At 70.6% G+C, this 23921-nt stretch carries 22 protein-coding genes; 6 read left to right on the top strand and 16 right to left on the bottom strand.

The window, feature by feature from the left end:
* The first annotated feature begins 247 nt into the window (after positions 1 to 247).
* Together ACZ61C_RS25115 and ACZ61C_RS25110 are read left to right on the top strand one after the other, a co-directional pair.
* Complete coding sequence (locus ACZ61C_RS25115; protein ID WP_465310266.1) at positions 248 to 1576, top strand: ankyrin repeat domain-containing protein; 1329 nt, start codon at positions 248 to 250, stop codon at positions 1574 to 1576.
* A 70-nt stretch (positions 1577 to 1646) separates the two neighbouring features.
* Complete coding sequence (locus tag ACZ61C_RS25110; RefSeq protein ID WP_465310265.1) at positions 1647 to 2510, top strand: nuclear transport factor 2 family protein; 864 nt, start codon at positions 1647 to 1649, stop codon at positions 2508 to 2510.
* Here ACZ61C_RS25110 and ACZ61C_RS25105 read toward each other — a convergent pair.
* The 4 genes from ACZ61C_RS25105 to ACZ61C_RS25090 form a co-directional block, all read right to left on the bottom strand.
* Positions 2507 to 2785, bottom strand: a complete 279-nt coding sequence (locus tag ACZ61C_RS25105) for a DUF397 domain-containing protein (protein WP_465310264.1) — start codon at positions 2783 to 2785, stop codon at positions 2507 to 2509. The genes ACZ61C_RS25110 and ACZ61C_RS25105 overlap by 4 nt on opposite strands.
* An 85-nt stretch (positions 2786 to 2870) precedes the next feature.
* Positions 2871 to 3884 (bottom strand): ketol-acid reductoisomerase, encoded by a 1014-nt coding sequence (gene ilvC / locus ACZ61C_RS25100; RefSeq protein WP_465310263.1) that lies wholly within the window; start codon positions 3882 to 3884, stop codon positions 2871 to 2873.
* Positions 3885 to 3917: 33 nt separating this feature from the next.
* Entirely contained in the window at positions 3918 to 4424 is a 507-nt protein-coding gene (gene ilvN, locus ACZ61C_RS25095; RefSeq protein ID WP_086842284.1) for an acetolactate synthase small subunit, read from the bottom strand.
* Position 4425: 1 nt separating this feature from the next.
* Positions 4426 to 6228, bottom strand: a complete 1803-nt coding sequence (locus tag ACZ61C_RS25090; RefSeq protein ID WP_465310262.1) for an acetolactate synthase large subunit — start codon at positions 6226 to 6228, stop codon at positions 4426 to 4428.
* A gap of 414 nt (positions 6229 to 6642) precedes the next feature.
* Between ACZ61C_RS25090 and ACZ61C_RS25085 the strand changes: the two genes are divergently transcribed.
* Positions 6643 to 7089, top strand: a complete 447-nt coding sequence (locus ACZ61C_RS25085; RefSeq protein ID WP_465310261.1) for a PH domain-containing protein — start codon at positions 6643 to 6645, stop codon at positions 7087 to 7089.
* A gap of 146 nt (positions 7090 to 7235) precedes the next feature.
* Positions 7236 to 9080 carry a dihydroxy-acid dehydratase gene (ilvD, locus tag ACZ61C_RS25080; protein WP_465310260.1) on the top strand — a complete coding sequence of 615 codons (1845 nt, stop codon included), beginning with the start codon at positions 7236 to 7238 and terminating at the stop codon, positions 9078 to 9080.
* A gap of 92 nt (positions 9081 to 9172) precedes the next feature.
* Here ilvD and ACZ61C_RS25075 read toward each other — a convergent pair whose 3' ends face one another.
* Positions 9173 to 9748, bottom strand: a complete 576-nt coding sequence (locus tag ACZ61C_RS25075) for a DoxX family membrane protein (protein ID WP_465310259.1) — start codon at positions 9746 to 9748, stop codon at positions 9173 to 9175.
* A 44-nt stretch (positions 9749 to 9792) separates the two neighbouring features.
* A complete protein-coding gene (locus ACZ61C_RS25070) occupies positions 9793 to 10701 on the bottom strand; it encodes a 2-hydroxyacid dehydrogenase (RefSeq protein WP_465310258.1) in 909 nt (302 codons plus the stop codon).
* A 65-nt stretch (positions 10702 to 10766) separates the two neighbouring features.
* On the opposite strand from ACZ61C_RS25070, the gene ACZ61C_RS25065 reads away from it, so the two are divergent.
* Positions 10767 to 11975, top strand: coding sequence for a PQQ-dependent sugar dehydrogenase (locus ACZ61C_RS25065; RefSeq protein ID WP_465310257.1), 1209 nt, complete (start codon positions 10767 to 10769; stop codon positions 11973 to 11975).
* 285 nt (positions 11976 to 12260) lie between these two features.
* Here the strand turns inward: ACZ61C_RS25065 and ACZ61C_RS25060 are convergent, their stop codons facing one another.
* From ACZ61C_RS25060 to gatC, 8 genes are all read right to left on the bottom strand, one after another.
* A complete protein-coding gene (locus ACZ61C_RS25060; protein WP_465310256.1) occupies positions 12261 to 13397 on the bottom strand; it encodes a Gfo/Idh/MocA family protein in 1137 nt (378 codons plus the stop codon).
* A 28-nt stretch (positions 13398 to 13425) separates the two neighbouring features.
* Positions 13426 to 14124, bottom strand: coding sequence for a cupin (locus tag ACZ61C_RS25055; RefSeq protein ID WP_465310255.1), 699 nt, complete (start codon positions 14122 to 14124; stop codon positions 13426 to 13428).
* A gap of 10 nt (positions 14125 to 14134) precedes the next feature.
* The gene (locus tag ACZ61C_RS25050; protein ID WP_465310254.1) at positions 14135 to 15052 is read right to left on the bottom strand and encodes a DUF6807 domain-containing protein; all 918 of its coding nucleotides are present in this window, start codon (positions 15050 to 15052) and stop codon (positions 14135 to 14137) included.
* Complete coding sequence (locus ACZ61C_RS25045; protein ID WP_465310253.1) at positions 15049 to 16104, bottom strand: Gfo/Idh/MocA family protein; 1056 nt, start codon at positions 16102 to 16104, stop codon at positions 15049 to 15051. Before ACZ61C_RS25045 ends, ACZ61C_RS25050 begins: the two co-directional genes overlap by 4 nt.
* Positions 16105 to 16459: 355 nt before the next feature.
* A complete protein-coding gene (locus ACZ61C_RS25040; protein WP_465310252.1) occupies positions 16460 to 16993 on the bottom strand; it encodes a hypothetical protein in 534 nt (177 codons plus the stop codon).
* A gap of 2 nt (positions 16994 to 16995) precedes the next feature.
* A complete protein-coding gene (gatB, locus tag ACZ61C_RS25035; protein WP_465310251.1) occupies positions 16996 to 18501 on the bottom strand; it encodes an Asp-tRNA(Asn)/Glu-tRNA(Gln) amidotransferase subunit GatB in 1506 nt (501 codons plus the stop codon).
* A complete protein-coding gene (gene gatA, locus ACZ61C_RS25030; protein ID WP_465310250.1) occupies positions 18498 to 20015 on the bottom strand; it encodes an Asp-tRNA(Asn)/Glu-tRNA(Gln) amidotransferase subunit GatA in 1518 nt (505 codons plus the stop codon). The genes gatB and gatA overlap by 4 nt, the downstream gene beginning before the upstream one ends.
* Entirely contained in the window at positions 20012 to 20311 is a 300-nt protein-coding gene (gene gatC, locus ACZ61C_RS25025) for an Asp-tRNA(Asn)/Glu-tRNA(Gln) amidotransferase subunit GatC (RefSeq protein ID WP_465310249.1), read from the bottom strand. Before gatC ends, gatA begins: the two co-directional genes overlap by 4 nt.
* 236 nt (positions 20312 to 20547) lie before the next feature.
* On the opposite strand from gatC, the gene ACZ61C_RS25020 reads away from it, so the two are divergent.
* Positions 20548 to 21201, top strand: coding sequence for an ACT domain-containing protein (locus tag ACZ61C_RS25020; protein WP_465310722.1), 654 nt, complete (start codon positions 20548 to 20550; stop codon positions 21199 to 21201).
* A 63-nt stretch (positions 21202 to 21264) separates the two neighbouring features.
* Here the strand turns inward: ACZ61C_RS25020 and ACZ61C_RS25015 are convergent, their stop codons facing one another.
* Positions 21265 to 21759 (bottom strand): GNAT family N-acetyltransferase, encoded by a 495-nt coding sequence (locus ACZ61C_RS25015; RefSeq protein WP_465310248.1) that lies wholly within the window; start codon positions 21757 to 21759, stop codon positions 21265 to 21267.
* Complete coding sequence (gene ligA / locus ACZ61C_RS25010) at positions 21752 to 23911, bottom strand: NAD-dependent DNA ligase LigA (protein WP_465310247.1); 2160 nt, start codon at positions 23909 to 23911, stop codon at positions 21752 to 21754. The genes ACZ61C_RS25015 and ligA overlap by 8 nt, the downstream gene beginning before the upstream one ends.
* Positions 23912 to 23921 lie beyond the last annotated feature (10 nt).

Here is a 23921-nt window from a genome sequence, read left to right as displayed (position 1 = left end):
TTGGAGGGGCATCACGCTCGATGCCCCTCCAATCACGCGTGATGCCCTTCCGATCACGCGTGATGCCCCTCCCGTCACGCTCGATGCCCCTTCCCGCACGCGGGGGTAGGGTGACGGGGCGCGGTGAGGGCCGCGCCCCGTCCGCGGAAAGGGCCGAGCCCACCCCCGCTCCACCGCACCACCAGCTCCGCACCTTCTTTCCTGCCCGGTGCCGGCGGACCACGGGCGACGAGGGAAGGAAGGCACGATGGGCACACTGCCCGCCCGACCCAGCCTGGTCCAGCTGCGCAAACGCGCGAAGGACGTCGCACGCGCCGAAGGCGTCAAGCTCTCCGAAGCGCAGTTCCGGATCGCCCGGGACCACGGCTTCCCGAGCTGGCCGAAGCTGCAGGCGTACGTCCGGCGCGTCACCGAACACGGCGAAACGCTGCAGCACCCGTACCACCAGGACGTCCACTACTACGCCGAGCGCGCGCTCGGCCTGCTCGCCTCGGCCGAGGACGAGACACCCGGCGCTCGCGAGCCGTTCGAACGCTGGGCCCAGCCGCTGACCCAGGCGGGCGCCTTCACGGTCGTCGCGCGTGAGCACGGTTTTGACTCCTGGCGCGCACTCCAGAACCACGTCAAGTCCCTTGTGGACAGTGGGGAGCCGTTCGCGCGGGCCTACCGCGCGGTCGAAGCGCGGGATCCCGAGGCCCTGGAGGCGCTCCTGACGGAGTTCCCCGGCCTGGTCACCGCCCGCGGCACCAACGGCAACGACCTGCTCGGCATGGCCGGGGCGACTCACGACGAGCGGCTCAGCCGGATCCTCCTCGACCACGGCGCCGACCCGGCACACGGCAACGTCCACGGCTGGACGCCGCTGCACCAGGCCGCCTACAGCAACCGCGCGCGACTTGTCGACGTCCTGCTCGCGGCGGGCGCCCCGGTCGACGTTTCCGCGCGCGGCGACGGCGGCACTCCCCTGGTCGTCGCGCTGTTCTGGGGGCATCGCCTGGCGGCGGGGAAACTGGCCGCTCGCAGCCTGGCGCCCGGCAACCTGCGCGTCGCGGCCGGGCTCGGCCACGCAGACCTCCTCGGCGAGCTCCTGCGACCCGGAAACCCCGCCGCCGGTGCTCACCGCGGGTTCTACCGCCCGCACAGCGGTTTCCCGAAGTGGCGGCCGACGGACGACCCGGCCGAAGTCCGCGACGAAGCCGTCGCGTGGGCGGCCCGCAACAACCGCGCCGACGCCTTGCGCACCCTGGCCGAGCACGGCGCCGATGTCGACGCGGACGTCTACCGCGGCACCGCGCTCGCCTGGGCGGCGGCAACGGGCAAGCTCGCCGCGATTCGGACGCTGCTGGACCTCGGCGCCGACGTGAACCGGCCTGGCACCTTCGGCGGCCCGGGACACGGCGAGCACGTGACGGCCTTGCATCTGGCCGCTCAGTCCGGGCACCTCGAAGCGATCCGGCTCCTCGTCGACGGCGGCGCCGACCTCGGCGCGCGCGATGGTCTCTTCGACAGCACGCCGGAAGGCTGGGCGGAGCACTGCGAGCAGCCGGCCGCGCACGAGCTCCTGCGCACCCTGTAGACAACCGGAGTCTGTAGTCCGTATCTTCGGAGACGGACTACAGACTCCGTTTTGCCCACTGGGAGGACTCATGACCAGCCCCCGAGACGTCTTCGACGCCCTGTCCGACGGCATCAGCGAAGGGCGCTTCGCCGAGCTGTCCGCGCTCTACGCCGAGGACACCGTCGTCGAACACCCCCAGGCCGTCCCGCGGCCGACGCGCCTCGAAGGCCGCGACGCCGTCCACGAGCGTTTCGTCGGCACTCTCGCCGCGTCCGTCCGGCTCAAGCGCAGGAACGTGGTCGTCCACGAGACCACAGACCCCGAGGTGATCGTCGCCGAATACGACTACGACGCCGAGTCCGTCGAAACCGGCCGGTCGACCACGACGGCCAACATCCAGGTGCTGCGCGTGCGCGACGGCCTGATCGTCCATTCCCGCGACTACCACGACTACCTGCGGCTGGCCGTGCTCGACGACGGCGTCGACCAGCTCGTCAAGGCGTACGAACAGGCGCCGCCCCGGGAGCTGTCACCGGTCACACCGGAGAGCGCGGGCACGGTGTTCGAAAAGCTGGTGCACGGCGTGGCCGGCGGCCGCTGGGACGAGCTCCCGGACCTGTACGCGGAAGAAACCCATGTGACGCACCCGTTCCTGCCGGGATCGGCCGTGGTGCGGACGCGGGACGAGCTGCGCGAGCACTTCACGGCGGGCAAGGCGCTGAACCCCCGGTTCGCGGTCGCGGACCTGGTCACCTACCACGGCGCCGATCCGGAGGTGCTGATCGGCGAGTTCGCCTACCAGGGCGAATACGCCGGGAAGCCGGTGCGGATCGCCAACATCTTCTCGATGCGCGTGCGAGACGGCCTGGTCGTCGAGTCCCGCGACTACGGCGACCACCTCGGCATCGCCGGGGACCTCGGCCAGATCCCCGGGCTGGCGGCGAAGGTCTAGGCCTCCGCGAGGTCCTCGGGCAGGTCGAACTCGCCGTCGCGGACGCCCTTCACGAACGCGTCCCACTCCCCCGGCGTGAAGACGAGGATGACGCCGTCCGGCTTCGACGACTGCCGCATTGCGGTGTAGGTGACACCGTCGGTGTGCTCGATGAAGGCGTACTCGACGCAGTCGTCGAGGGTGACCCCCTCGGGCTCGGCCCGGATCCAGTCGGCCTGGGTGAAGTCCAGGTGGTGCCGGATGTGCGCCTTGTCGTCGACCGGCTGCTCACTCATGTCGCAAGCGTAGCGAAACGGCCACTGAAAGCACTGAAGGGGACGCCCGGAGCGGGCGTCCCCTTCAGCGTCCTGGAAAAAAGACTCAGGCGGTCTCGGTGATCGGCCGGTCCACCCACGACATCAGGTCGCGCAGCTTCTTGCCGGTCGCCTCGATCGGGTGCTGGTTGCCCTGCTCCTCGAGCTTGGTGAAGTTCGGCCGGCCGGCCTCGTCCTCGGCGACCCACTCGCGGGCGAACGTGCCGTCCTGGATCTCGCCGAGGATCTTCTTCATCTCTTCCTTGACCGCCGGCGAGATGACGCGCGGGCCGCGGGTCAGGTCGCCGTACTCGGCGGTGTCGGAGATCGAGTAGCGCTGGCGCGCGATGCCGCCCTCGTACATGAGGTCGACGATCAGCTTCAGCTCGTGCAGCACCTCGAAGTAGGCGATCTCCGGGGCGTAGCCGGCCTCGGTGAGCACCTCGAACCCGGTCTGCACCAGCGCGGACGCGCCACCGCAGAGCACGGCCTGCTCGCCGAAGAGGTCGGTCTCGGTCTCCTCGGTGAAGGTCGTCTTGATAACACCGGCGCGGGCGCCACCGATGGCGGCCGCGTAGGAGAGCGCGAGCGCCTGGGCGTTGCCGGTGGCGTCCTGCTCGACCGCGATGAGCGCCGGGACACCCTTGCCGTCGACGAACTGGCGGCGCACGAGGTGACCCGGGCCCTTGGGGGCGACCATGGCGACGTCCACGCCTGCCGGCGGCTTGATCAGGTCGTAGCGGATGTTGAAGCCGTGCCCGAAGAAGATCGCGTCGCCGTCCTTGAGGTTCGGCGCGATGTCCTGCTCGTAGATGAAGCGCTGCTTCGTGTCCGGAGCCAGGATCATGATCAGGTCGGCCTCGGCCGACGCCTCGGCCGGGGACAGCACACGCAGGCCCTGCTCCTCGGCCTTCGCCCGCGACTTGGACCCCTCGGGCAGGCCGATGCGGACGTCGACGCCGGAGTCGCGCAGGCTCAGCGAGTGGGCGTGGCCCTGGCTGCCGTAGCCGATCACGGCGACCTTGCGCCCCTGGATGATCGAGAGGTCGGCGTCGTCGTCGTAGAAGATTTCCACTGCCATGGGGGTTACTGCTTCCTTTCCTGACTTACATTCTCAACGCGGGGAGGTGGCGGTGATCGAACGGGCGCCTCGGCCCACCGCGACCATGCCGGACTGCACGAGCTCGCGGATGCCATACGGCTCCAGCATCCGCAGCAGCGCACCGATCTTGTCGGACGTCCCGGTCGCCTCGACGGTGAGTGCCTCGGGAGAGACGTCCACCACCTTGGCGCGGAAGAGCTGGACGGTTTCGAGGACCTGGCTGCGCACGGTGTTGTCGGCGCGAACCTTCACGAGCAGCAGTTCGCGCTGCACGGCGGTCGACTGCTCCAGCTCGACGATCTTGATCACGTTGACCAGCTTGTTGAGCTGCTTCGTCACCTGTTCGAGCGGTAGCTCTTCCACGGCGACCACGATCGTCATGCGGGACACCTCGGGGTTTTCCGTGGGCCCGACGGCGAGGGACTCGATGTTGAACCCGCGGCGGGAGAACAGGCCCGAGACGCGCGCGAGCACACCGGGCTTGTTCTCGACCAGGACGCTCAGGGTGTGGACGGTCATCTCAGCGCTCACCTTCCCCAGCGGCATGGGCTGCTGTGTCTTCCTGGACCGTCTCGACCGAAACCTCGTCGTCGTCGAACAGCGGCCGGATGCCCCGGACCGCCATGATCTCGTCGTTGCCGGTGCCCGCGGCGACCATCGGCCACACCTGGGCATCCTTCCCCACGACGAAGTCGATCACGACGGGGCGGTCGTTGATCTCCATCGCGCGGCGGATGGTGGCGTCGACGTCTTCCTTCGTCTCGCAGCGCAGGCCCGCGCAGCCGAGCGCCTCGGCCAGCAGCACGAAGTCCGGGATGCGGTGCTTGTGCGTGCCGAGGTCGGTGTTGGAGTACCGCTCCGAGTAGAAGAGGTTCTGCCACTGCCGGACCATGCCCAGGTTGCCGTTGTTGATGACGGCGACCTTGATCGGCGCGCCCTCGATGGCGCAGGTGGCCAGCTCCTGGTTGGTCATCTGGAAGCAGCCGTCGCCGTCGATCGCCCACACCGGGGTGCCGGGGACGCCGAACTGCGCGCCCATCGCCGCGGGCACCGCGTAGCCCATGGTGCCGAGACCGCCGGAGTTGATCCAGGTGCGCGGGTTCTCGTACTTGACGAACTGCGCGGCCCACATCTGGTGCTGGCCGACCCCGGCGGCGTACACCGCGTCCGGCCCGACGAGCTCACCGATCCGCTCGATGACGTACTGCGGCGACAGCGAACCGTCGTCGGGCCACTCGTACCCGGCCGGGTAGGTCTTGCGCCAGTCGTCGGCCTGGGTCCACCAGTCGGTCAGGTCCGGCTGGCCGCCGTGCTCGAACTCCGTCTGCACGGCGGTGATCAGCTCACCGATGATCTCCTTGCAGTCGCCCACGATCGGGACGTCGGCCTTGCGGTTCTTGGAGATCTCGGCCGGGTCGATGTCGGCGTGCACGATCGCGGCGTCCGGGGCGAACGACGACAGCTGCCCGGTGACGCGGTCGTCGAACCGCGCGCCGAGCGCGATCAGCAGGTCGGCGCGCTGCATCGCGGCGACGGCGGCGACCGAGCCGTGCATGCCCGGCATGCCGAGGTGCTGCGGGTGCGAGTCGGGGAACGCGCCGCGCGCCATCAGCGTGGTGACGACGGGGATGTTCGTCAGCTCGGCGAGCTGCTTCAGCTGCTCGTGCGCCTCCGCCTTGATGACGCCACCCCCGACGTACAGCACCGGGCGGCGCGACTTCGCGACGAGCTTCGCGGCTTCGCGGACCTGCTTGCCGTGCGGGCGCAGCGTGGGGCGGTAGCCCGGCAGCCGCAGCTCGGTCGGCCAGGAGAACGACGTCATCTCCTGCAGCACGTCCTTGGGGATGTCCACCAGCACCGGGCCGGGTCGGCCCGTGGACGCCAGGTGGAACGCCTCGGCGATCGTCCGCGGGATCTCCGCGGGGTCCGTGACGAGGAAGTTGTGCTTGGTGATCGGCATGGTGATGCCGCAGATGTCGGCTTCCTGGAACGCGTCGGTGCCGATCAGCGCCCGGCTCTGCTGGCCGGTGATGGCCACGACCGGGACGGAGTCCATGTTGGCGTCGGCGAGCGGGGTGACCAGGTTGGTCGCGCCCGGGCCCGACGTCGCCATGCAGACGCCGACCTTGCCGGTGGCCTGCGCGTACCCGGTGGCCGCGTGGCCCGCGCCCTGCTCGTGGCGGACCAGGACGTGGCGGACCTTCGTCGAGTCCAGCAGCGGGTCGTAGGCCGGCAGGATCGTGCCGCCCGGAATGCCGAAGACCACCTCGGCGCCGACCGCCTCGAGCGAACGCACGAGCGACTGGGCGCCGGTGACGCGCACCGGGGTTCCCGCCGGTGGCGCCGGCTTCGGACGTGCTCCGGGAGCGCCGGGCGTGGGGCCCGGCTTCGTCGGATTTGTGGCACTGGTCATCGGGGTCTGCCTCGTGGGTCTCGGTGTCACTCGTTCGGGTCGGTTTTGTGCGGTGGGGCCAGGATTCTCTTGCCTCGGGCAACAAAAAACCCTCGCCGACCGTAAGGTCGCACGAGGGTCGCGCGTCGACGCAGCGGAAAGTCTTCCCTAAGCGTCGACGCGCTTGGGAAGTACGAGGCCGGTCAGCGGTGTCACGCGGGTGACGCTAGTCCGAAGGTCTCGCGAGTGTCAACTCTGCGGGATGGTGAGTCCGCATTGTGGACACCCGCCCGGCAGACGTCACCCGGGTTCGGGCGGCCCGGAGCGGCGGTGCACCATTTCGGCGTGGCCGAAAAAGAGCAGGACGAAGGCCGGAAGGCCGTCTTCCGCATCCCCCGCACGTCGTACATGGCGATCGCCCTCCTGACGATCTGTGTGACGCCGATCGCTCTCGGGGAGATCCCGTACCTGCAGTGGCTCTACATCTTCCCGATCGTGCTGCTCGTCTTCGTGATCCGGACGCGCACGATCGCGAACCGCGAAGGCCTGTCGACCCGGACGATGTTCGGCAAGCGCGACGTGCCGTGGTCGGCGCTGAAGGGCCTCGCGATCACCAAGTCGCGCGTCCAGGCGGTGCTGAAGGACGACACGAAGGTGCCGCTGCCGACGGTCCGCACGCGGCACCTGCCGGTGCTGTCGCTGGTCAGCGAAGGGCTGGTGGCCGACCCGAGCGGGCTGCTGGAGCCCGAGGACATCAAGCCCGCGAAGCCGGAGACCTCGCCCAGCGAGTGACCCCGGACGCCCGTGGTCCACCCGGTCCCCGCCCCACCACCACCCTCAACGGACCGGCTGCGCCGGACAGGTTAAATTGGTAGGACCAGTTTCGCCGGAGTGTCCCGAACCTCCGCCTGGCCCACCATCCGACCTGGGAGTTCGCCGTGCCGCCTCTCCGTTCCCGGACCACCACCCACGGCCGCAACGCGGCGGGCGCCCGCTCGCTCTGGCGCGCCACCGGCATGACCGACAGCGACTTCGGCAAGCCGATCGTCGCGATCGCCAACTCCTACACGCAGTTCGTGCCCGGCCACGTGCACCTCAAGGACCTCGGCGAGATCGTCGCCGACGCGGTCAAGGAAGCCGGCGGTGTCGCGCGCGAGTTCCACACGATCGCCGTCGACGACGGCATCGCCATGGGCCACTCCGGCATGCTCTACTCGCTGCCCTCGCGCGAGATCATCGCCGACTCGGTCGAGTACATGGTCAACGCGCACCAGGCCGACGCCCTCGTCTGCATCTCCAACTGTGACAAGATCACCCCGGGCATGCTCAACGCCGCGATGCGGCTGAACATCCCGGTCGTGTTCGTCTCCGGCGGCCCGATGGAAGCCGGAAAGGCCGTGGTCGTGGGCGGTGTCGCGCAGGCGCCGACCGACCTGATCACCGCGATCGCGGCGTCGGCCAGCCCCGAGGTCGACGAAGACGGTCTGTCGATCGTCGAGCGCTCGGCGTGTCCGACCTGCGGCTCGTGCTCCGGCATGTTCACCGCGAACTCGATGAACTGCCTCACCGAGGCGCTCGGCCTCTCCCTGCCGGGCAACGGCTCCACGCTGGCGACGCACGCCGCGCGCCGCGCGCTGTTCGAGGAGGCCGGACGCACGGTCGTCGAGCTGTGCCGCAAGTGGTACGAGCAGGACGACGACTCGGTGCTGCCGCGCTCGATCGCGTCGAAGGCGGCGTTCGAGAACGCGATGGCCCTCGACATGGCCATGGGCGGCTCGACGAACACGGTGCTGCACATCCTCGCCGCCGCGCAGGAGGGCGAGGTCGACTTCACGATCGCCGACATCGACGCGATCGGCCGCCGCGTGCCGTGCCTGTCGAAGGTGGCGCCGAACTCGGACTACCACATGGAAGACGTCCACCGGGCGGGCGGAATCCCGGCCATCCTGGGCGAGCTGTACCGCGGCGGGCTGCTGAACACCGACGTCCGCTCGGTGCACTCCGACGACATCGACTCCTGGCTTTCCACCTGGGACATCCGGGCCGAGTCGCCTTCTGCCACTGCCCTGGAGCTGTTCCACGCGGCGCCGGGCGGCGTCCGCACGACGCAGGCGTTCTCGACGGAGAACCGCTGGTCGTCGCTGGACACGGACGCGGCGGGCGGCTGCATCCGCGACGTCGAGCACGCGTACACGAAGGACGGCGGCCTGGCGATCCTGCGCGGCAACCTCGCCGAGAACGGCGCGGTGATCAAGGCCGCGGGCATCGACGAGGACCTCTGGCACTTCGAGGGCCCGGCGCGGGTGCTGGAGAGCCAGGAGGAGGCCGTGTCGGCGATCCTCAAGAAGGAGATCCAGCCGGGCGAGGTCCTGGTGATCCGCTACGAAGGTCCGGCGGGCGGCCCGGGCATGCAGGAGATGCTGCACCCGACGGCGTTCCTCAAGGGTTCGGGCCTGGGCAAGAAGTGCGCCCTGATCACGGACGGCCGCTTCTCGGGCGGCTCGTCGGGGATCTCGGTCGGCCACATCTCCCCGGAGGCCGCGGCGGGCGGCCTGATCGCCCTGGTGGAGAACGGCGACCGGATCCTGCTGGACATCCACGAGCGTCGCCTGGAGCTGCTGGTCGACCCGGAGATCCTGGCCGAGCGCCGCTCGAAGATGGAGGCCTCGGAGCGCCCGTGGCAGCCGAAGGAGCGCCAGCGCCCGGTGACGGCGGCCCTGCGCGCGTACGCCCGCATGGCGACCTCGGCCGACACCGGCGCGGTCCGCGACGTGAACAAGTAAATCCGGCCCAGGCCGCGAGGGGGACCCCCGGTTTCAACGTTACCGGCAGGCACCGACAGTTTCGGGCCGGGAAACCGGGGTTGTCCCCAGCCTCACCGCGTCAGAACGATGACCACCACCGCAGCCGCGGCGGCGAGCAGCAGCGAAACCAGCCCCAGCGGCAACGGCCGTCGCCGCCACGGGGTGTTCCGCTCCAGCGAGATCGGCCCGGCGCCGGTGAACAGCAGGCTCAGTGCCGACGCGCCCAGCAGCAGCTCGAACTCGAACCCCTGCCCCTGCTGCTCGAAGAACCCGCCGTGGAACTTCGCGTAGACGACGTTCGCCGCGACCCCCAGCAGGCCGGCCGCGGCCAGCGGCGTGAACAGCCCGACGATCACCAGCACTCCGCCGCCGACCTCGGTGACGCCGGCGATCCACGCCAGCAGCGTCGTCTGCTTGTGGTAGCCGAACGTCTCCAGCACCCGCGCGAACCCGCCGATGCCCGGCCCGCCGAACAGGCCGAACAGGTGCTGCAGGCCGTGCGCGCCCATCGTCACGCCGAGCGCCAGCCGCAGGATCAGCAGGCCGAGCCCGAGCCCGCCCTGCCGAGGGCCGTCGTCGGCGCTGTCGTCCTCGACGCCCGACAGCAGGCTGGTGGGCTGCTGCGAAAAATCGTCTCCACTGCTCACGCGCGAAGGGTAGGGGATCCGCACCGGCGTGGCGAGCCGCCGCGCTAGTACTCCCCGTGCACGAGGTTGTCGGGCAGCTCGCCCCCGGCGTACCGCGCGATTTCGGCCGCGGCGACGGCGTACGAGCGGCCCCGGACCCCGCGCACGGCCCCGCCGACGTGCGGCGTCAGCAGCAGCCCCGGCGCCGTCCACAGCGGGTGCCCGGCGGGCGGCGGCTCGGGGTCGGTGACGTCGAGAGCGGCACGCAACCGGCCCGTGGTCAGTTCGGCGACCAAGGCGCCGGTGTCCACGACGGCGCCCCGGGCGACGTTGACCAGCACCGCGCCGTCCCGCATCTCGGCGAGGAACTCCGCGTCCACCATCCCGCGGGTGCGCGAGGTCAGCGGCACCATCAGCACCACGACGTCGTGCAGGCCGAGCAGCCCCGGCAGCTCGCGCACGCCGTGCACCCCCTCCCGCGCGGTCATCCCGACCATCGTGCAGCGCGCGTCGAACGGCTCCAGGCGTCGCCGCAGGTGTTGTCCCAGGTCACCGGCGCCGACGACCAGCACGCGCTTGCCCTGCAGCGTGTCGGCGGTCTGCCGCTCCCAGCGGCCCTCGCGCTGCGCGGCGGCGAAGACGTCCAGCTTCCGGTACATCGACAACAGCGCGGCGACGACCCACTCGGCGGTGCTCCCGCCGTGTGCGCCGCGGCAGGTGGAGAGCAGGACACCGTCGGGCACCTTGCCGACCCAGTCCTCGGCGCCCGCGGCGAGCAGCTGGATCAGCTTCAGGTTCGGCAGCGCGCGCCAGAGCTCGTCGCCCGGCGGGTGCTTGCCGGGGATCAGCACCTCGGCCTTCGCGGCCTCCGGCGGCACCGGCTCGCCCCACTGGTAGCGCACGGGCAGGACCCGCGGGACCTCGGCGAGCACGGTCAGGCCCTCGTCGTCGGGCACCAGCACGGTCAGCGTCATGATCCCCAACGTAATCGAGGAGTGCTCACCCATGGTTCACGCACCGGGCCCTAGGCTGGTGAATCATGCGAACCCGCTACCGGACGGCCCTGCTGGCGATCTTCGCCTGCGGCGCCCTGCTGCCCGCCGGGTGCGCGCGGTTCGACGACACCGCGGCGGGCCAGACGTTCAGCCCCGCGCCGGTCGCCAGCCCCGAGTCGCCGCCCGAGGTCCAGGGCCCCGGCGCGGACTCCGGCGGCGACGGCAAGCAGGCGCGTCCCGGCCAGCCGGCCACCCCCGTGCCGCCGCCCCAGGGCTGCAAGGACTTCGACCCCGCGGTGATCACGACCTGCCTGGACACCGTCGCCGCGGTCGCCGGGCTGCCCGGCGACGGCTCCACCCCGAGCGCGCTGGCGGGCGAGCGCAAGAGCGGCCGGGTGATGCTCGCGACGGCGGGCAAGGACGCCACCGACTTCGCGAAGCTCGACGTCCAGGCGGCCGGTGACGGCGGCCTGACCGGGCTCGCGCTCTCGCCGTCGTACGTCGAGGACCAGCTCGTGTTCGCTTATGTGACGACGGCGGCCGACAACCGCGTCGTGCGCTTCGCGAAGGGCCAGCCGGCGAAGCCGGTGCTCACCGGCATCCCGAAGGGCGCGACCGGCAACCGCGGCACCATCAGCACCGACGGCCAGGGCGCGCTGCTGGTCGCGACCGGCGACGCGGGCAACCCGAACGCCGCCGCCGACCCGAACTCCCTCGCCGGCAAGATCCTGCGGATCGACACGTCCGGCAAGGCCGCCGCGGGCAACCCGAACGGCTCGCTCGTGCTCACGGCCGGCCTGCACGCGCCCGGCGGGCTGTGCGCGTCCGCCGACGGCGGCCGGATCTGGGTCACCGACCGGCTCGCCGACAAGGACGCCCTCTACCGGGTGCAGGCCGGGCAGCCGCTCACGGTGCCGGCGTGGACGTGGACGGAGAAACCGGGCGTCGCGGGCTGCGCGGACTTCGTCGACTCGACCGGCTACGTCGGGGTCGCCACGTCGCTGGCGGGCAACCTGCAGGACGTCCCGGTGTCGAAGGAAGGCGCGGTCACCGGGAAGCCCCTGGTCGTCATGGACGGCAAGACCGGCAAACCGCCGGTGACCTACGGGCGCCTCGCCGGGATGAGCATGATCAACCCGCAGCTCGCGGTGGCGGGCACGGTCAACAAGGACGGCGGCGCCCCGGTGTCGAGCGACGACCGCGTCGTGCTGATCACCCCGGCGACCTCCGGCGGCGGAAACGGCCGGGACTGACCCGGTGACCGGTCCCTTCCGGTTCTAGCGGGAACAGCACCTGCACGACGGCCCGGTCTCCAAAGCCCCGGACGGCATGGTCGCCGGCTGGCGGGAGCTCGCCGAGCCGGTCCTGACCCAAGACGTGCGCAGCGGTCTGTTTCCCGAACACGGTCCGCGAGATCATCGTCCGGACCTTGGGCAGCGTTCTCCACGAGTCCGGCTTCCGCGTCCTGACCGACCACGCGGGGTGGCGACAGCCACCACTACCGCGTCCTCGAAGCGCCCCGGTTCCCGCGGGTCCGACTAGGGCTTCAGCTCCACCCGCCGGCCCTCGGCCGACGACGTCAGCCCGGCTTCCGCCAGCTGCAGCCCGCGCGCGGCCGAGAAGAAGTCGTAGCGGTGTTGCCGTCCGGCGACCACGTCCCGGACGAACTCCTCCCACTGCGCCTTGAAGCCGTTGTCGAACTCGGCGTTGTCCGGCACCTCCTGCCACTGGTCGCGGAACGGCTCGGTGGCCGGGAGGTCCGGGTTCCAGACCGGCTTCGGCGTCGCGGACCGGTGCTGGACGCGGCAGCGCCGCAGGCCCGCGACCGCGCTGCCCTCGGTGCCGTCGACCTGGAACTCGACGAGCTCGTCGCGGAAGACCCGCACGGCCCACGACGAGTTGATCTGCGCGATGGCCCCCGATTCGAGCTCGAAGATCCCGTACGCGGCGTCGTCCGCCGTCGCCGCGTAGGCGTCACCCTGCTCGTCCCACCGGCGCGGGATGTGCGTGGTCGCTTTTGCGGTCACGGCCGAAACGCGGCCGAAGAGGTGCTCCAGCACGTAGTTCCAGTGGCAGAACATGTCGAGCACGATGCCGCCGCCGTCCTCGGCGCGGTAGTTCCAGCTCGGCCGCTGCGCCTCCTGCCAGTCACCCTCGAACACCCAGTACCCGAACTCGCCGCGCACCGAGAGGATTCGTCCGAAGAACCCACCTTCGACGAGCCGCCGCAGCTTTCGCAGGCCGGGCAGGAAGAGCTTGTCGTGCACGACGCCGTGGCAGATCCCGGCGTCCCGCGCGAGCCCAGCGAGCTCCAGCGCGGACGTCAGCGTCTCGGCCAGCGGCTTCTCGGCGTAGACGTGCTTGCCCGCGGCGATCGCGGCACGCACGGCCGGCTCACGCGCCGACGTCAGCTGGGCGTCGAAGTAGATCTGGACGTCGGCCAGCGCCGAGCCGACGTCGGTCGTCCACGCCGTGAGCCCGTGCCGGTCGGCGAGGTCCTTGAGCTTCGCGGCGTTGCGCCCGGCGAGGATCGGCTCGAGCTGCACGCGGCTGCCGTCGGGCAGCTCGACCCCGCCCTGGTCGCGGATGGCCAGCACCGACCGGAGCAGGTGCTGCCGGTAGCCCATCCGGCCGGTGACCCCGTTGAGCAGCACTCCGATACTGGTCTGGTTCATGGCCGGCCTTCCTGGTCGAGGACTTGTCTCAGTGGATGTCGTATTCGGCGCGCCGTCCGCACATGCCGAAGCCGTCCGGGTTCGACGGCATCGCGACCCGCACCCCCGACTGCTCGAGGTGGCTCCCGTCGCCGTCGGCGAGCGCCTTGAGGTGGACGCCGGTCAGCTCAGCAGCCTTGAGCGCCCCGGCCTGCCAGCGCGGAACCCAGTCGCCGATTTTCGGCGACACGAGCGCGACGGCCGCCCGGTGGAACGCCCGCAGCGGCTCGGCGTCGCCGTCCAGGAGCGCCTCCCGCAACGGCAGATAGCCACGAACTGCCAGGTCACGGCGTCGCCGGGCCGCGTCGTCGGTTTTCGGCAACGCCGCCGCCTCGGCGTAGGCGACGGGATCGGCGAGCACCTCGGGCGGAAACGTGAACACGGCGTCCCCGGCCTCGGGCAGCCCGCTGTTCTGCATGAGCACGGTTACCCGCAGGCCGCCGCCCTGCACCATCCGGTGCACGGTCCCCGGCGCGAACCACGCGATCACCCCGGCCTCCAGCGGCGTCTCGGCGTAACCGCCGACGCTCAGCGTCTGGACCGCGCCCTGGCCGCCCGTGACGACGTAGGCCTCGGTGCAGGCGAGGTGCAGGTGCGGGCTGCCGCCGCAGACGCCGTCCTCGGCTTCCCAGTCGTAGGCCCGCAGGTGCGAGACCCCGATGCCACCCGGTAGAGGGAATTCGTCCATGGCCGGCCCTTCAGAATCCGTGACTCTCGAGGTACCGCGTCACCCGGTCGCGGTCCCAAGCCCCGTCGGCGACGACGATCCGGTAGCGATAAGTGAAACTCTCCCCCGGCGGCAGGGCGAACTCTTCGAAGAACGCCCACGAGATGGCCACCGTCGGCGTGCCCTGGGAACGGACGAACCAGTGCGACTCGTGGATCGCCCGGTCGTTCTCGGGCGCGTGGGCGAAGAGCAGCGTCGAGTGCGCGTCGACGTCGTCGTGTTCACCGACAAACGCAAGCCACGGCGCCTGCGCACCCATCATGGCATCCCCACCGAGGTCACCGGGCCCGAGGACGCGCCCACCGCTGAAGTCCCGCGGCCCGCGCCAGTGCAGCCCGGTGTACCCGGCCAGCTCCCGGCCGGCGGTGGTCGGGCTGCCGAACACCAGCGGCGCGTCGCGGACGTTGGTCAGCTCGATCGCCCAGTCGATGGCCCACGCGCCTTCGTCCGGCTCGACGGAGTGGACGACGATGTCCCGCCGTTCCCGCGCCCAGGCGTCACCGCCGTTGGCCATCCAGGTGAGCCGTTCGGAGACACTCAGCCGGTCCCCGTCGACGGCGAAGGCGGCGAAGTCGTCGTGCCGCATCGAGCCGATCCGGTCGGGCAGGTCCTGGTACCAGTCACCGGGGACGTAGGTGTGGCCACCCCAGAAGTTCTGGCCGGAGAGGTGGCTCGCCGTCATCTGCAGGCCCTTGTGCCAGCGGTGGTCGGCGGGCCGGTAGCCGCTGACGCGCCGGCCGCGCAGGGTGCGCAGCGGGTGGGTGTAGGGCTTGCGGGACTCGTAGGCCACGGGGTCGGGCTTGTACACATAGGACATCAGCTGCACCCCGGCCGCCTCGACGCTCACGTGGTCCCCGTGCCGGTGCGTCACGGTGATGGGCGCGCTCACCGCGGGTCCCCCGCCATCGACCGGTAGAAGACGTCCCCGGCCCCGATCTCCCCGCGTCGCACCCCGAGCCCGGTGTGCGCGGACTTGTACAACGCCGCGACGAACTCCAGCACCCGCCGCCCGTCACCCCCACTGCAGGGAGGCCGCCGCCGTTGCCGAAAAGCGGCAAGAACCGGTGCCAGGGCGGCAGCGTGCGAACTGCGCACGTCGCCGGCCGGCCGCGCGCCGAGGTCGGGGGTGTAGCGCCAGTCGTCGTTGCCGTGTCCGTAGAGGTGGGTGAGCTCGGCGGTGGCCCGCTCACAGTCGATCCGGATCCGGCTCACCTCGTCCGGCGAAACGACACTGTTGACCACGGTCGCCAGCGCCCCCGACTCGAACCGGACGAGCGCGGTGGAGACGTCTTCGGTCTCGACGTCGTGCACGAGCCGCGCGACCATGGCCCGCACCTTGGCCCAGTCACCGAGCAGGTGGAGCAGCAGATCCATCTGGTGGATGCCGTGCCCCATGGCCGGCCCGCCACCCTCGGTCTCCCACCGCCCCCGCCACGGCACGGCGTAGTAGCCGGCATCGCGGTACCAGGTGGTCTGGCAGTGCGCGACGAGCGGGCGCCCCAGCGCACCCTGGTAGAGCAGCTCCCGGAAGTGCGCGGCGCCCGAGCCGGAGCGCTGTTGGTAAACGAAGGAGACGTACGGCCCGCCCTCCCGCTCGGCCCCGGCCATCTCGTCGTACTCGGCGAGCGACCGGCACGGCGGCTTCTCACACCAGACCCAGGCGCCGCTCTCCAGCGCCAGCTTGGTCTGCCCGACGTGCAGCCCGGGCGGCGTGCAGATCGACACGAGATCGGGTTCCTGCTCGGCGAGCAAAGTGCCGAGATCGCGATAAGGCTTGGCGTGCTCGGTCCCGGCGCAGAAGGCGACGGCCCGGCTCTCATCGATGTCGGCGACGGCCACGAGGTCTGTGTCGCCGTGATGAGCCCGGTAGGCGGCGTGATGGCTGTCGGCAATGCCTCCCGCCCCGACGATGGCAACGCGTAAGTGCTTTCCCTGAGCCAACTCCGGACCTCCTCCCCAGCACCTTCCCGCCGCGCCCGCACCCGGCCGCCGCGTGCCGCGGATCTCGGCGCCCCATCCCGCGGATCTGTCGCCCCACGGGGTCCGACGCTCGCGACCGCCACTTCGACCGTCTCAGAAAGCGCTTTCTCACGCAACGCCCGGGCCGAGGTGTCAACGTTGTCACCCAGGACGGCCGACCGAACGGACGACTCAGCCACCCACCGCAGCCGGGATCGCGGAGCGGCGGACCCCGCCGAGATGCTCGGGCGGACTCCCGCCCGGCGGCTCGACCGGGTGGCTTGGCCGGGTGGTCCAGGCCGGCATCGCGGAGCGGCGCATCAGCAACGCCCGGCGATCAGCGGGTCTTGCTGCGAGGCTCACGTTTCCGCGGCTGCCGGGTCTCCACCCGCATCGCCCTCATGTCCAGAAAAGCAGCCACACCCGAGACAAGCGCGGCGAACAAGCCGAGGAACCGCCCGAAGCCCGCACTGATGGCGATCCCGGCGGCGTCGAAGATGCCGCGCTGGTCGGCGTCGAACTGCCAGTCGAGCGTGACCCAGCCCAGCACCATCAGCAGCAGCGCCGCCGCGGCGACCACCAGCCACAGGTGCGGCAGGCCGCTGACCCGCATGGTCCGGATTCGCCCGAAAAAGACCACGACCAGCCCGGCCAGCAGCAACGGCAGCGGCGGGCACCAGGCGAAGAAGCCCGAGTGCCAGGCGTCGCGGACGACGTCACTGTGCTGCAGCTGCGCGAGGACGTCTTCGATGTCCGGTCTGGTGGTGCTCAGCGTGGTCCACGGCAGGAACGTCGAGCCCAGCGCGAGCAGCCCGGCCGCCAAGCCGAGCCACTCGCGCCAAGTGACGCTTTTGACGAAAAACGACGACAACGTCAGGAGCCGACGCGCTCGATGATCAGCTCGCGGACCCGCTTGGCGTCGGCCTGCCCCTTGGTCGCCTTCATGACCGCGCCGACGATCGCGCCCGCCGCGGCCACCTTGCCGCCGCGGATCTTCTCCGCGACGTCCGGCTGCCCGGCCAGGGCCTCGTCGATCGCGGCGAGCAGCGCCGAGTCGTCCGAGACGACCTTCAGCCCACGCTTCTCGACAACTTCGCGCGGCTCGCCCTCACCGGCGAGCACGCCCTGGACGACTTCCTTGGCCAGCTTGTTCGTCAGCTCGCCGGACGACACCAGCCCGATGACCTCGGCCACCTGCTTCGGCGCGATCGGCAGATCGGCCAGCTCGACCTCACGGGCGTTCGCCTCCTGGGCGAGGGTGTTGACCCACCAGCCGCGCGCCTCGTCCGGCGAAGCGCCGGCCTCGACCGTGGCCGCGACCAGGTCGACGGCGCCGACGTTCAGCAGGTCACGCAGGGCTTCGTCGGAAAGTGACCACTCCGTCTGGATCCGCTTGCGACGCTCGGACGGCATCTCCGGAAGCGTCCCGCGCAGCTCCTCGACCCATTCACGCGACGGTGCGATCGGGACGAGGTCGGGCTCCGGGAAGTACCGGTAGTCCTCCGCGGTCTCCTTCGTCCGGCCGGGCGACGTGGAGCCGTCGGCCTCCTGGAAGTGCCGGGTCTCCTGCTTGATCGACCCGCCGTCGGCCAGGATCGCCGCCTGCCGGGTCATTTCGTAGCGAACGGCCCGTTCGACACTGCGCAGCGAGTTGACGTTCTTCGTCTCGGTGCGCGTCCCGAACTCGGTCGCGTCCTTCGCCATGAGCGAAACGTTCGCGTCGCACCGCAGCGAGCCCTGGTCCATCCGGACGTCCGACACGTCAAGCGCGCGCAGCAGGTCACGCAGCGCGGACACGTACGCCCGCGCCACCTCGGGAGCCCGCTCGCCGGTGCCCTCGATCGTCTTGGTGACGATCTCGATCAGCGGCACGCCGGCCCGGTTGTAGTCGAGCAGCGAGTGCTCGGCGCCGTGGATCCGGCCGGTGGCGCCACCGACGTGCAGTGACTTGCCGGTGTCCTCCTCCATGTGCGCGCGCTCGATCTCCACGCGCACGACCTCGCCGTCGTCGAGCGTGACGTCGAGGTAGCCGTTGAAGGCGATCGGCTCGTCGTACTGCGACGTCTGGAAGTTCTTCGGCATGTCCGGGTAGAAGTAGTTCTTCCGGGCGAACCGGCACCACTCGGCGATCTCGCAGTTCAGCGCGAGACCGATCCGGATCGCACCCTCGACGGCCTTCCCGTTGACCGCCGGCAGCGCGCCGGGCAGCCCGAGACAGGTCGGGCAGACCTTCGTGTTCGGCTCGCCGCCGAACTCGTTCGGGCAGCCGCAGAACATCTTCGTGTTCGTGTTCAGCTCGACGTGCACTTCGAGCCCGAGCACCGGGTCGAAGCGTTCGATGACGTCGGCGTAGTCCATCAACTCGGCCACGGCAGTCACTTCGTTCCTCCCAGCTCCGGGACCTTGTGGATGAGCGCTCCACCGGCGGCGGCGTCGCGAGCGGCCTCGTAGGCGGCGCCGACCCGGTAGAGCCGGTCGTCGGCCAGCGCCGGGGCCATGATCTGCAGGCCGACCGGCAGCCCGTCCTCGTCGGACAGCCCGCTCGGCACGCTCATCGCGGCGTTGCCGGCCAGGTTCGACGGGATCGTGCACAGGTCGGCGAGGTACATCGCCATCGGGTCGTCGACGCGCTCGCCGATCTTGAACGCCGTGGTCGGCGTCGTGGGCGAAACGAGGACATCGACCTTTTCGAACGCAGCGGCGAAGTCACGCGTGATCAGCGTGCGCACCTTCTGCGCCGAGCCGTAGTAGGCGTCGTAGTAGCCGGACGACAACGCGTACGTGCCCAGCATGATCCGCCGCTTGACCTCGGCGCCGAAGCCCTTCTCGCGGGTGAGCGACATGACCTCTTCGGCGCTGTGCGTGCCGTCGTCGGCGACGCGCAGGCCATAGCGCATGGCGTCGAACCGCGCGAGGTTCGACGAGCACTCGCTCGGCGCGATCAGGTAGTACGCGGGAAGCGCGTAGACGAAATGAGGACAAGACACCTCGACGACCTCGGCGCCGAGCGCCCGCAGCTGCTCGACCGCGGCCTGGAACGACCGCTCCACACCGGGCTGGTAGCCGTCGCCGCCGAACTCCTTCACGACGCCGACCTTGACGCCCTTCAGGTCACCGGTCATCCCCTGCCGAGCGGCAGCGACAACGGGCGGCACCGGCGCGTCGATCGAGGTCGAGTCCCGCGGGTCGTACCCGGCGATGACCTCGTGCAGCAGCGCGGCGTCGAGCACGGTCCGGGCACACGGCCCGGCCTGGTCGAGCGAAGACGAAAAAGCGACAAGCCCGTAGCGCGAGACGCCGCCGTAGGTCGGCTTCACCCCGACGGTGCCGGTCACGGAGCCGGGCTGCCGGATCGACCCACCCGTGTCCGTCCCGATGGCGAGGGCCGCCTCGAAGGCCGCGATCGACGCCGACGAGCCACCGCCCGACCCGCCCGGGATGCGGGCGTGGTCCCACGGGTTGTGCGTCGGGCCGTACGCCGAGTTCTCCGTCGACGACCCCATGGCGAACTCGTCCATGTTCGTCTTGCCGAGAATCACGACACCGGCCTCGCGCAGCTTGCGCGTCACCGTGGCGTCGTACGGCGGGATCCAGCCTTCGAGCGTTTTCGAACCACAGGTCGTCGGCACGCCCTCGGTGGTCAGGACGTCCTTCAGCGCGAGCGGCACCCCGGCCAGCGCCGACGCCGGCGCCTGGCCCTCGGCGAGCCCCTCGTCGACCTTCTTGGCCGCGGCCAGCGCGCCCTCGGTGTCGACGTGCAGGAACGCGTGAATGTGGTCGTCGACCTCGCCGATCCGGTCCAGGTGCGCCTGGGTCACCTCGACGGCCGACACCTCGCGCGCACGGATCTTCCCCGCCAGCTCCGCGGCGGTCAGTTTGATGAGCTCGGTCACTGCTCTTCCCCCAGAATCCGCGGCACCCGGAAGCGGCCGTCTTCGGCGGCCGGCGCCCCGGCCAGCGCCTGCTGCTGCGTGAGCCCGGGAACGACGACGTCCTGTCGGAAGACGTTCGTCAGCGGCACGGCGTGCGACGTCGGCGGCACGTCTTCGGCGGCGACCTCGCTCACCTTGGCCACCGAGTCCAGGATCTGGTCGAGCTGGCCGGCGAAGACGTCGATTTCGTCGTCGGTCACGGCCAGCCTGGCCAGCTTCGCGAGGTGCGCGACCTCGTCTCGGGAAATGTTGGGCACGCGGGTGACTCCCGGGTTGTGCTGTGCGGGTTGTCTCGGAAGCTGCAAGTCTATGGTGGCGGCGCGGGCGGACTCGACTGGGTTACGCCCGGCGCAAGCCGAGTGCCGTCCGGCGACGCTCGCATCCCGCCCGGCGGACAGCAGGTCCCGCGAGCCGGGTGGGTCTGTCACAATCGGCGACCGGCATCGAGCGTCCCACGGCAAGGCTGGGACGCCAGAGGTGAGAGGGGCGCGTGGTGTCGTTCCTGATCCGGGTCCTCCTTCCGGACAGCCCGGGGACCCTCGGCGCGGTCGCCACGGCGCTCGGCACGGTAGGCGCCGACATCCTCAGCGTGGACGTCGTAGAACGCGGCACGGGCATCGCCGTCGACGACCTCGTGGTCGAGCTCCCGTCCGGCCGGCTGCCCGATGCGTTGATCACGGCGGCCGAGAGCGTCGACGGCGTCGAAGTGGACGCGGTCCGCCCCTACGCGGGCGTGCTCGACACGCACCGTGAACTCGAACTCGTCGAAGAGATAGCCGCGCAGCCGAAAAGCGGCCTCGACATCCTCGCGGAGGGCGTCCCCCGCATCGTGCGCGCGGGCTGGGCGATGATCGTCGAACACGCGGAAACCGGCGCGATCCGGCTGGCCTCGTCGAGCGCGGCACCCGAGACCCCGATCACCGACCTGCCCTGGCTGCCACTCGAGCGCGCGACGGTGCTCGACGGAGAAGAAGCCTGGATCCCGGAGACGTGGAAGGAGCTCGGCACCGAGCTGGCCGCGACCCCGCTCGGGAAGCCGGGCAAGGCGCTGCTCGTCGCCCGCCCAGGTGGCCCGGCGTTCCGCGCGGCCGAGGTCGCCCGGCTGGCCCACCTCGCCGGGATCGTCGCGGTCGTCCTCGACGGCTAACTCCGCGTTGTCGAAAAGGGGACGAGTCCACGCGGGCTCGTCCCTTTTTCGACAAACGCCAGGTCAGACGTCGATCTGGTAGGCGATCAGGCTGATGTGCGGGAACGGCCGCCAGTCCCGCTCGGCCAGCCGCGCGAACCCGAGACGTTCGTAGAGCCGGTGCGCGCTGTGCATCCCCGCAAGGCTGCTCAGCACCACCTTGGCGAGCCCCAGCGCCCGCGCACGGTCGAGAACGGCGCGCGTCAGCGCCTCGCCGACACAACGCCCACGCGCCGACGGCGCCACCGCGAGCATCCGGAACTCCAGCTCCCCCGGACGTGAGATCTCGGCGTACGGCGAACCCGGCCGCACGACAGTCACGGTGCCGAGCACCTCCCCCGCCGCGTCGACGGCGACGAGCACCTCGGCCAGCTCGGCCCGGCTCGCGACGTCACGCAGCTTCGCGTCGTAACCGACGTCGCCGGCCAAGTGACCATCAACGTCGTAGGCCCGGACCGTGACCTCGCCCGCCGCGGCGTACTCCTCCGGCCGCGGCGGCCGGATCTCGACATCACCCATCCGTCTCCCCAGACTCGTCTTCGGCGGTTTCCTCACCGGTCGGCAGCGCCACCTCCTGCGCCGCTTCGGGCCCCCGCTCCAGCAGGACGCGGAAGCCGCCTTCGTCCAGCACCGGCACCTTCAGCTGAACGGCCTTGTCGTATTTCGTGCCAGGCGAGTCCCCGACGACGACGAACGCGGTCTTCTTCGAGACCGAACCCGCGGCCTTCCCCCCGCGGGCCATGATTACCTCTTTGGCCTCGTCGCGGGAGAAGCCGTCGAGCGAGCCCGTCACCACGATCGACAGCCCTTCGAGGTTGCGCGGGATCGACTCGTCGCGCTCCTCCTCCATGCGCACGCCGGCGCGTCGCCATTTTTCGACGATCTCCCGGTGCCACCCCACCTCGAACCACTCCTGCGTCGCGTGGGCGATGGTCGGGCCGACACCGTCGACGTCCGCCAGCTCCTCCTCGGTCGCCTGCTCGATGCCTTCGATCGAACCGAACTCGCGAGCCAGCGCCTGCGCCGCCGTCGGCCCCACGTGCCGGATCGACAAAGCGACCAGCACCTTCCACAGCGGCCGGTTCTTCGCCACGTCGAGGTTGGCGAGCAGCTTTCGCGCGTTAGCCGACAACTCGCCGGCCTTCGTGCGGAACAACTCGACCTCGGCGAGGCTGTCCTCGTTCAGGTCGAAGACATCGCCCTCGTCGGCGACCACCTGCGCGTCCAGCAACGCGACCGCTGCCTCGTATCCGAGGACCTCGATGTCGAAGGCGCCGCGCCCCGCCAGGCTGAAGAGGCGCTCGCGCAGCTGCGCGCGGCAGAACCGGCTGTTCGGGCAGCGGATGTCCTTGTCGCCTTCCTTCTGGTAGGCGAGCTCGGTGCCGCATTCCGGGCAGTGGGTGGGCATGACGAACTCGCGTTCGTCGCCGGTGCGCGCGTCCACGACCGGCCCGAGGACCTCGGGAATGACGTCGCCGGCCTTCCGGATGACGATCCGGTCGCCGATGAGCACACCCTTGCGCTTGACCTCTTCCTGGTTGTGGAGGGTGGCGCGCGCGACGGTCGACCCAGCGACCTTGACCGGCTCGGTGACCGCGAACGGGGTCACCCGGCCCGTCCGCCCGACGTTGACCTGGATGTCCAGCAGCGTCGTGATCGCTTCTTCGGGCGCGTACTTGTAGGCGATCGCCCACCGCGGCGCGCGCGACGTCGTGCCCAGCCGACGCTGCAGCGTCACCCGGTCCACCTTGATGACCACGCCGTCGATTTCGTGCTCGGCGTCGTGCCGGTGTTCACCCCAGTAGGTGATGTGGCCGGTGAGTTCCTCGGCCGACGTCAGCACCTTGCTGTGCGGCGAGACCGGCAGCCCCCACGCGGCCAGCGCGTCGTACGCCTCCGACTGACGCGCAGGCTCGAAGCCTTCGCGTTTGCCGAGGCCGTGGCAGATCAGCCGCAGCCGGCGCTCGCGCGTGATCTTCGGGTCCTTCTGCCGCAGCGACCCGGCCGCGGTGTTACGCGGGTTCGCGTACGGCGGCTTGCCCGCTTCGACCATCTTCGCGTTCAGTTCGAGGAAGTCTTCGACGCGGAAGTAGACCTCGCCGCGCACCTCGACCAAGGCGGGCACCGGGTACTTGTCGGTGCCCGTGAGCGTCTCCGGCACCTGGTCGAGCGTGCGCATGTTCAGCGTCACGTCTTCGCCTGTGCGGCCGTCACCCCGGGTGAGCGCCCGGGTGAGGTGACCGTTTTTGTACAAGAGGTTGATCGCCAGGCCGTCGATCTTCAGCTCGGCGAGGAACTCGGTGCGCCCGACCTCCTTCTCGACGCGTTCCACCCAGGCAAGGAACTCGTCCTCGTCGAAGACGTTGTCGAGGCTGAGCATGCGCTCGAGATGGTCGTACGCGGTGAACTCGGTCGAGAACGTGCCACCGACTCGCTGGCTCGGCGAATCGGGGGTGACCAGCGCCGGGTGCTGCTGCTCGATCTGCTGCAGCTCGCCGAGCAGCTCGTCGAACTGCCCGTCGGAGATGATCGGCGAGTCCAGGACGTAGTAGCGGAACTGGTGGTTGCGCAGTTCCTCCGCGAAGGCGGCGTGCCGCTCGCGCACGTCGGCCGGGACGTCGGTGACGTCCTCCGCGGTGATCTGGTCTTGAGGGGATTCGGTGCTGCTCACGGGTGGTGAG

Source organism: Amycolatopsis sp. NPDC104587, from assembly GCF_055583645.1.
Note: the sequence above shows the minus strand (reverse complement) of the source record. Positions and strands in the feature narration are given on the sequence as shown.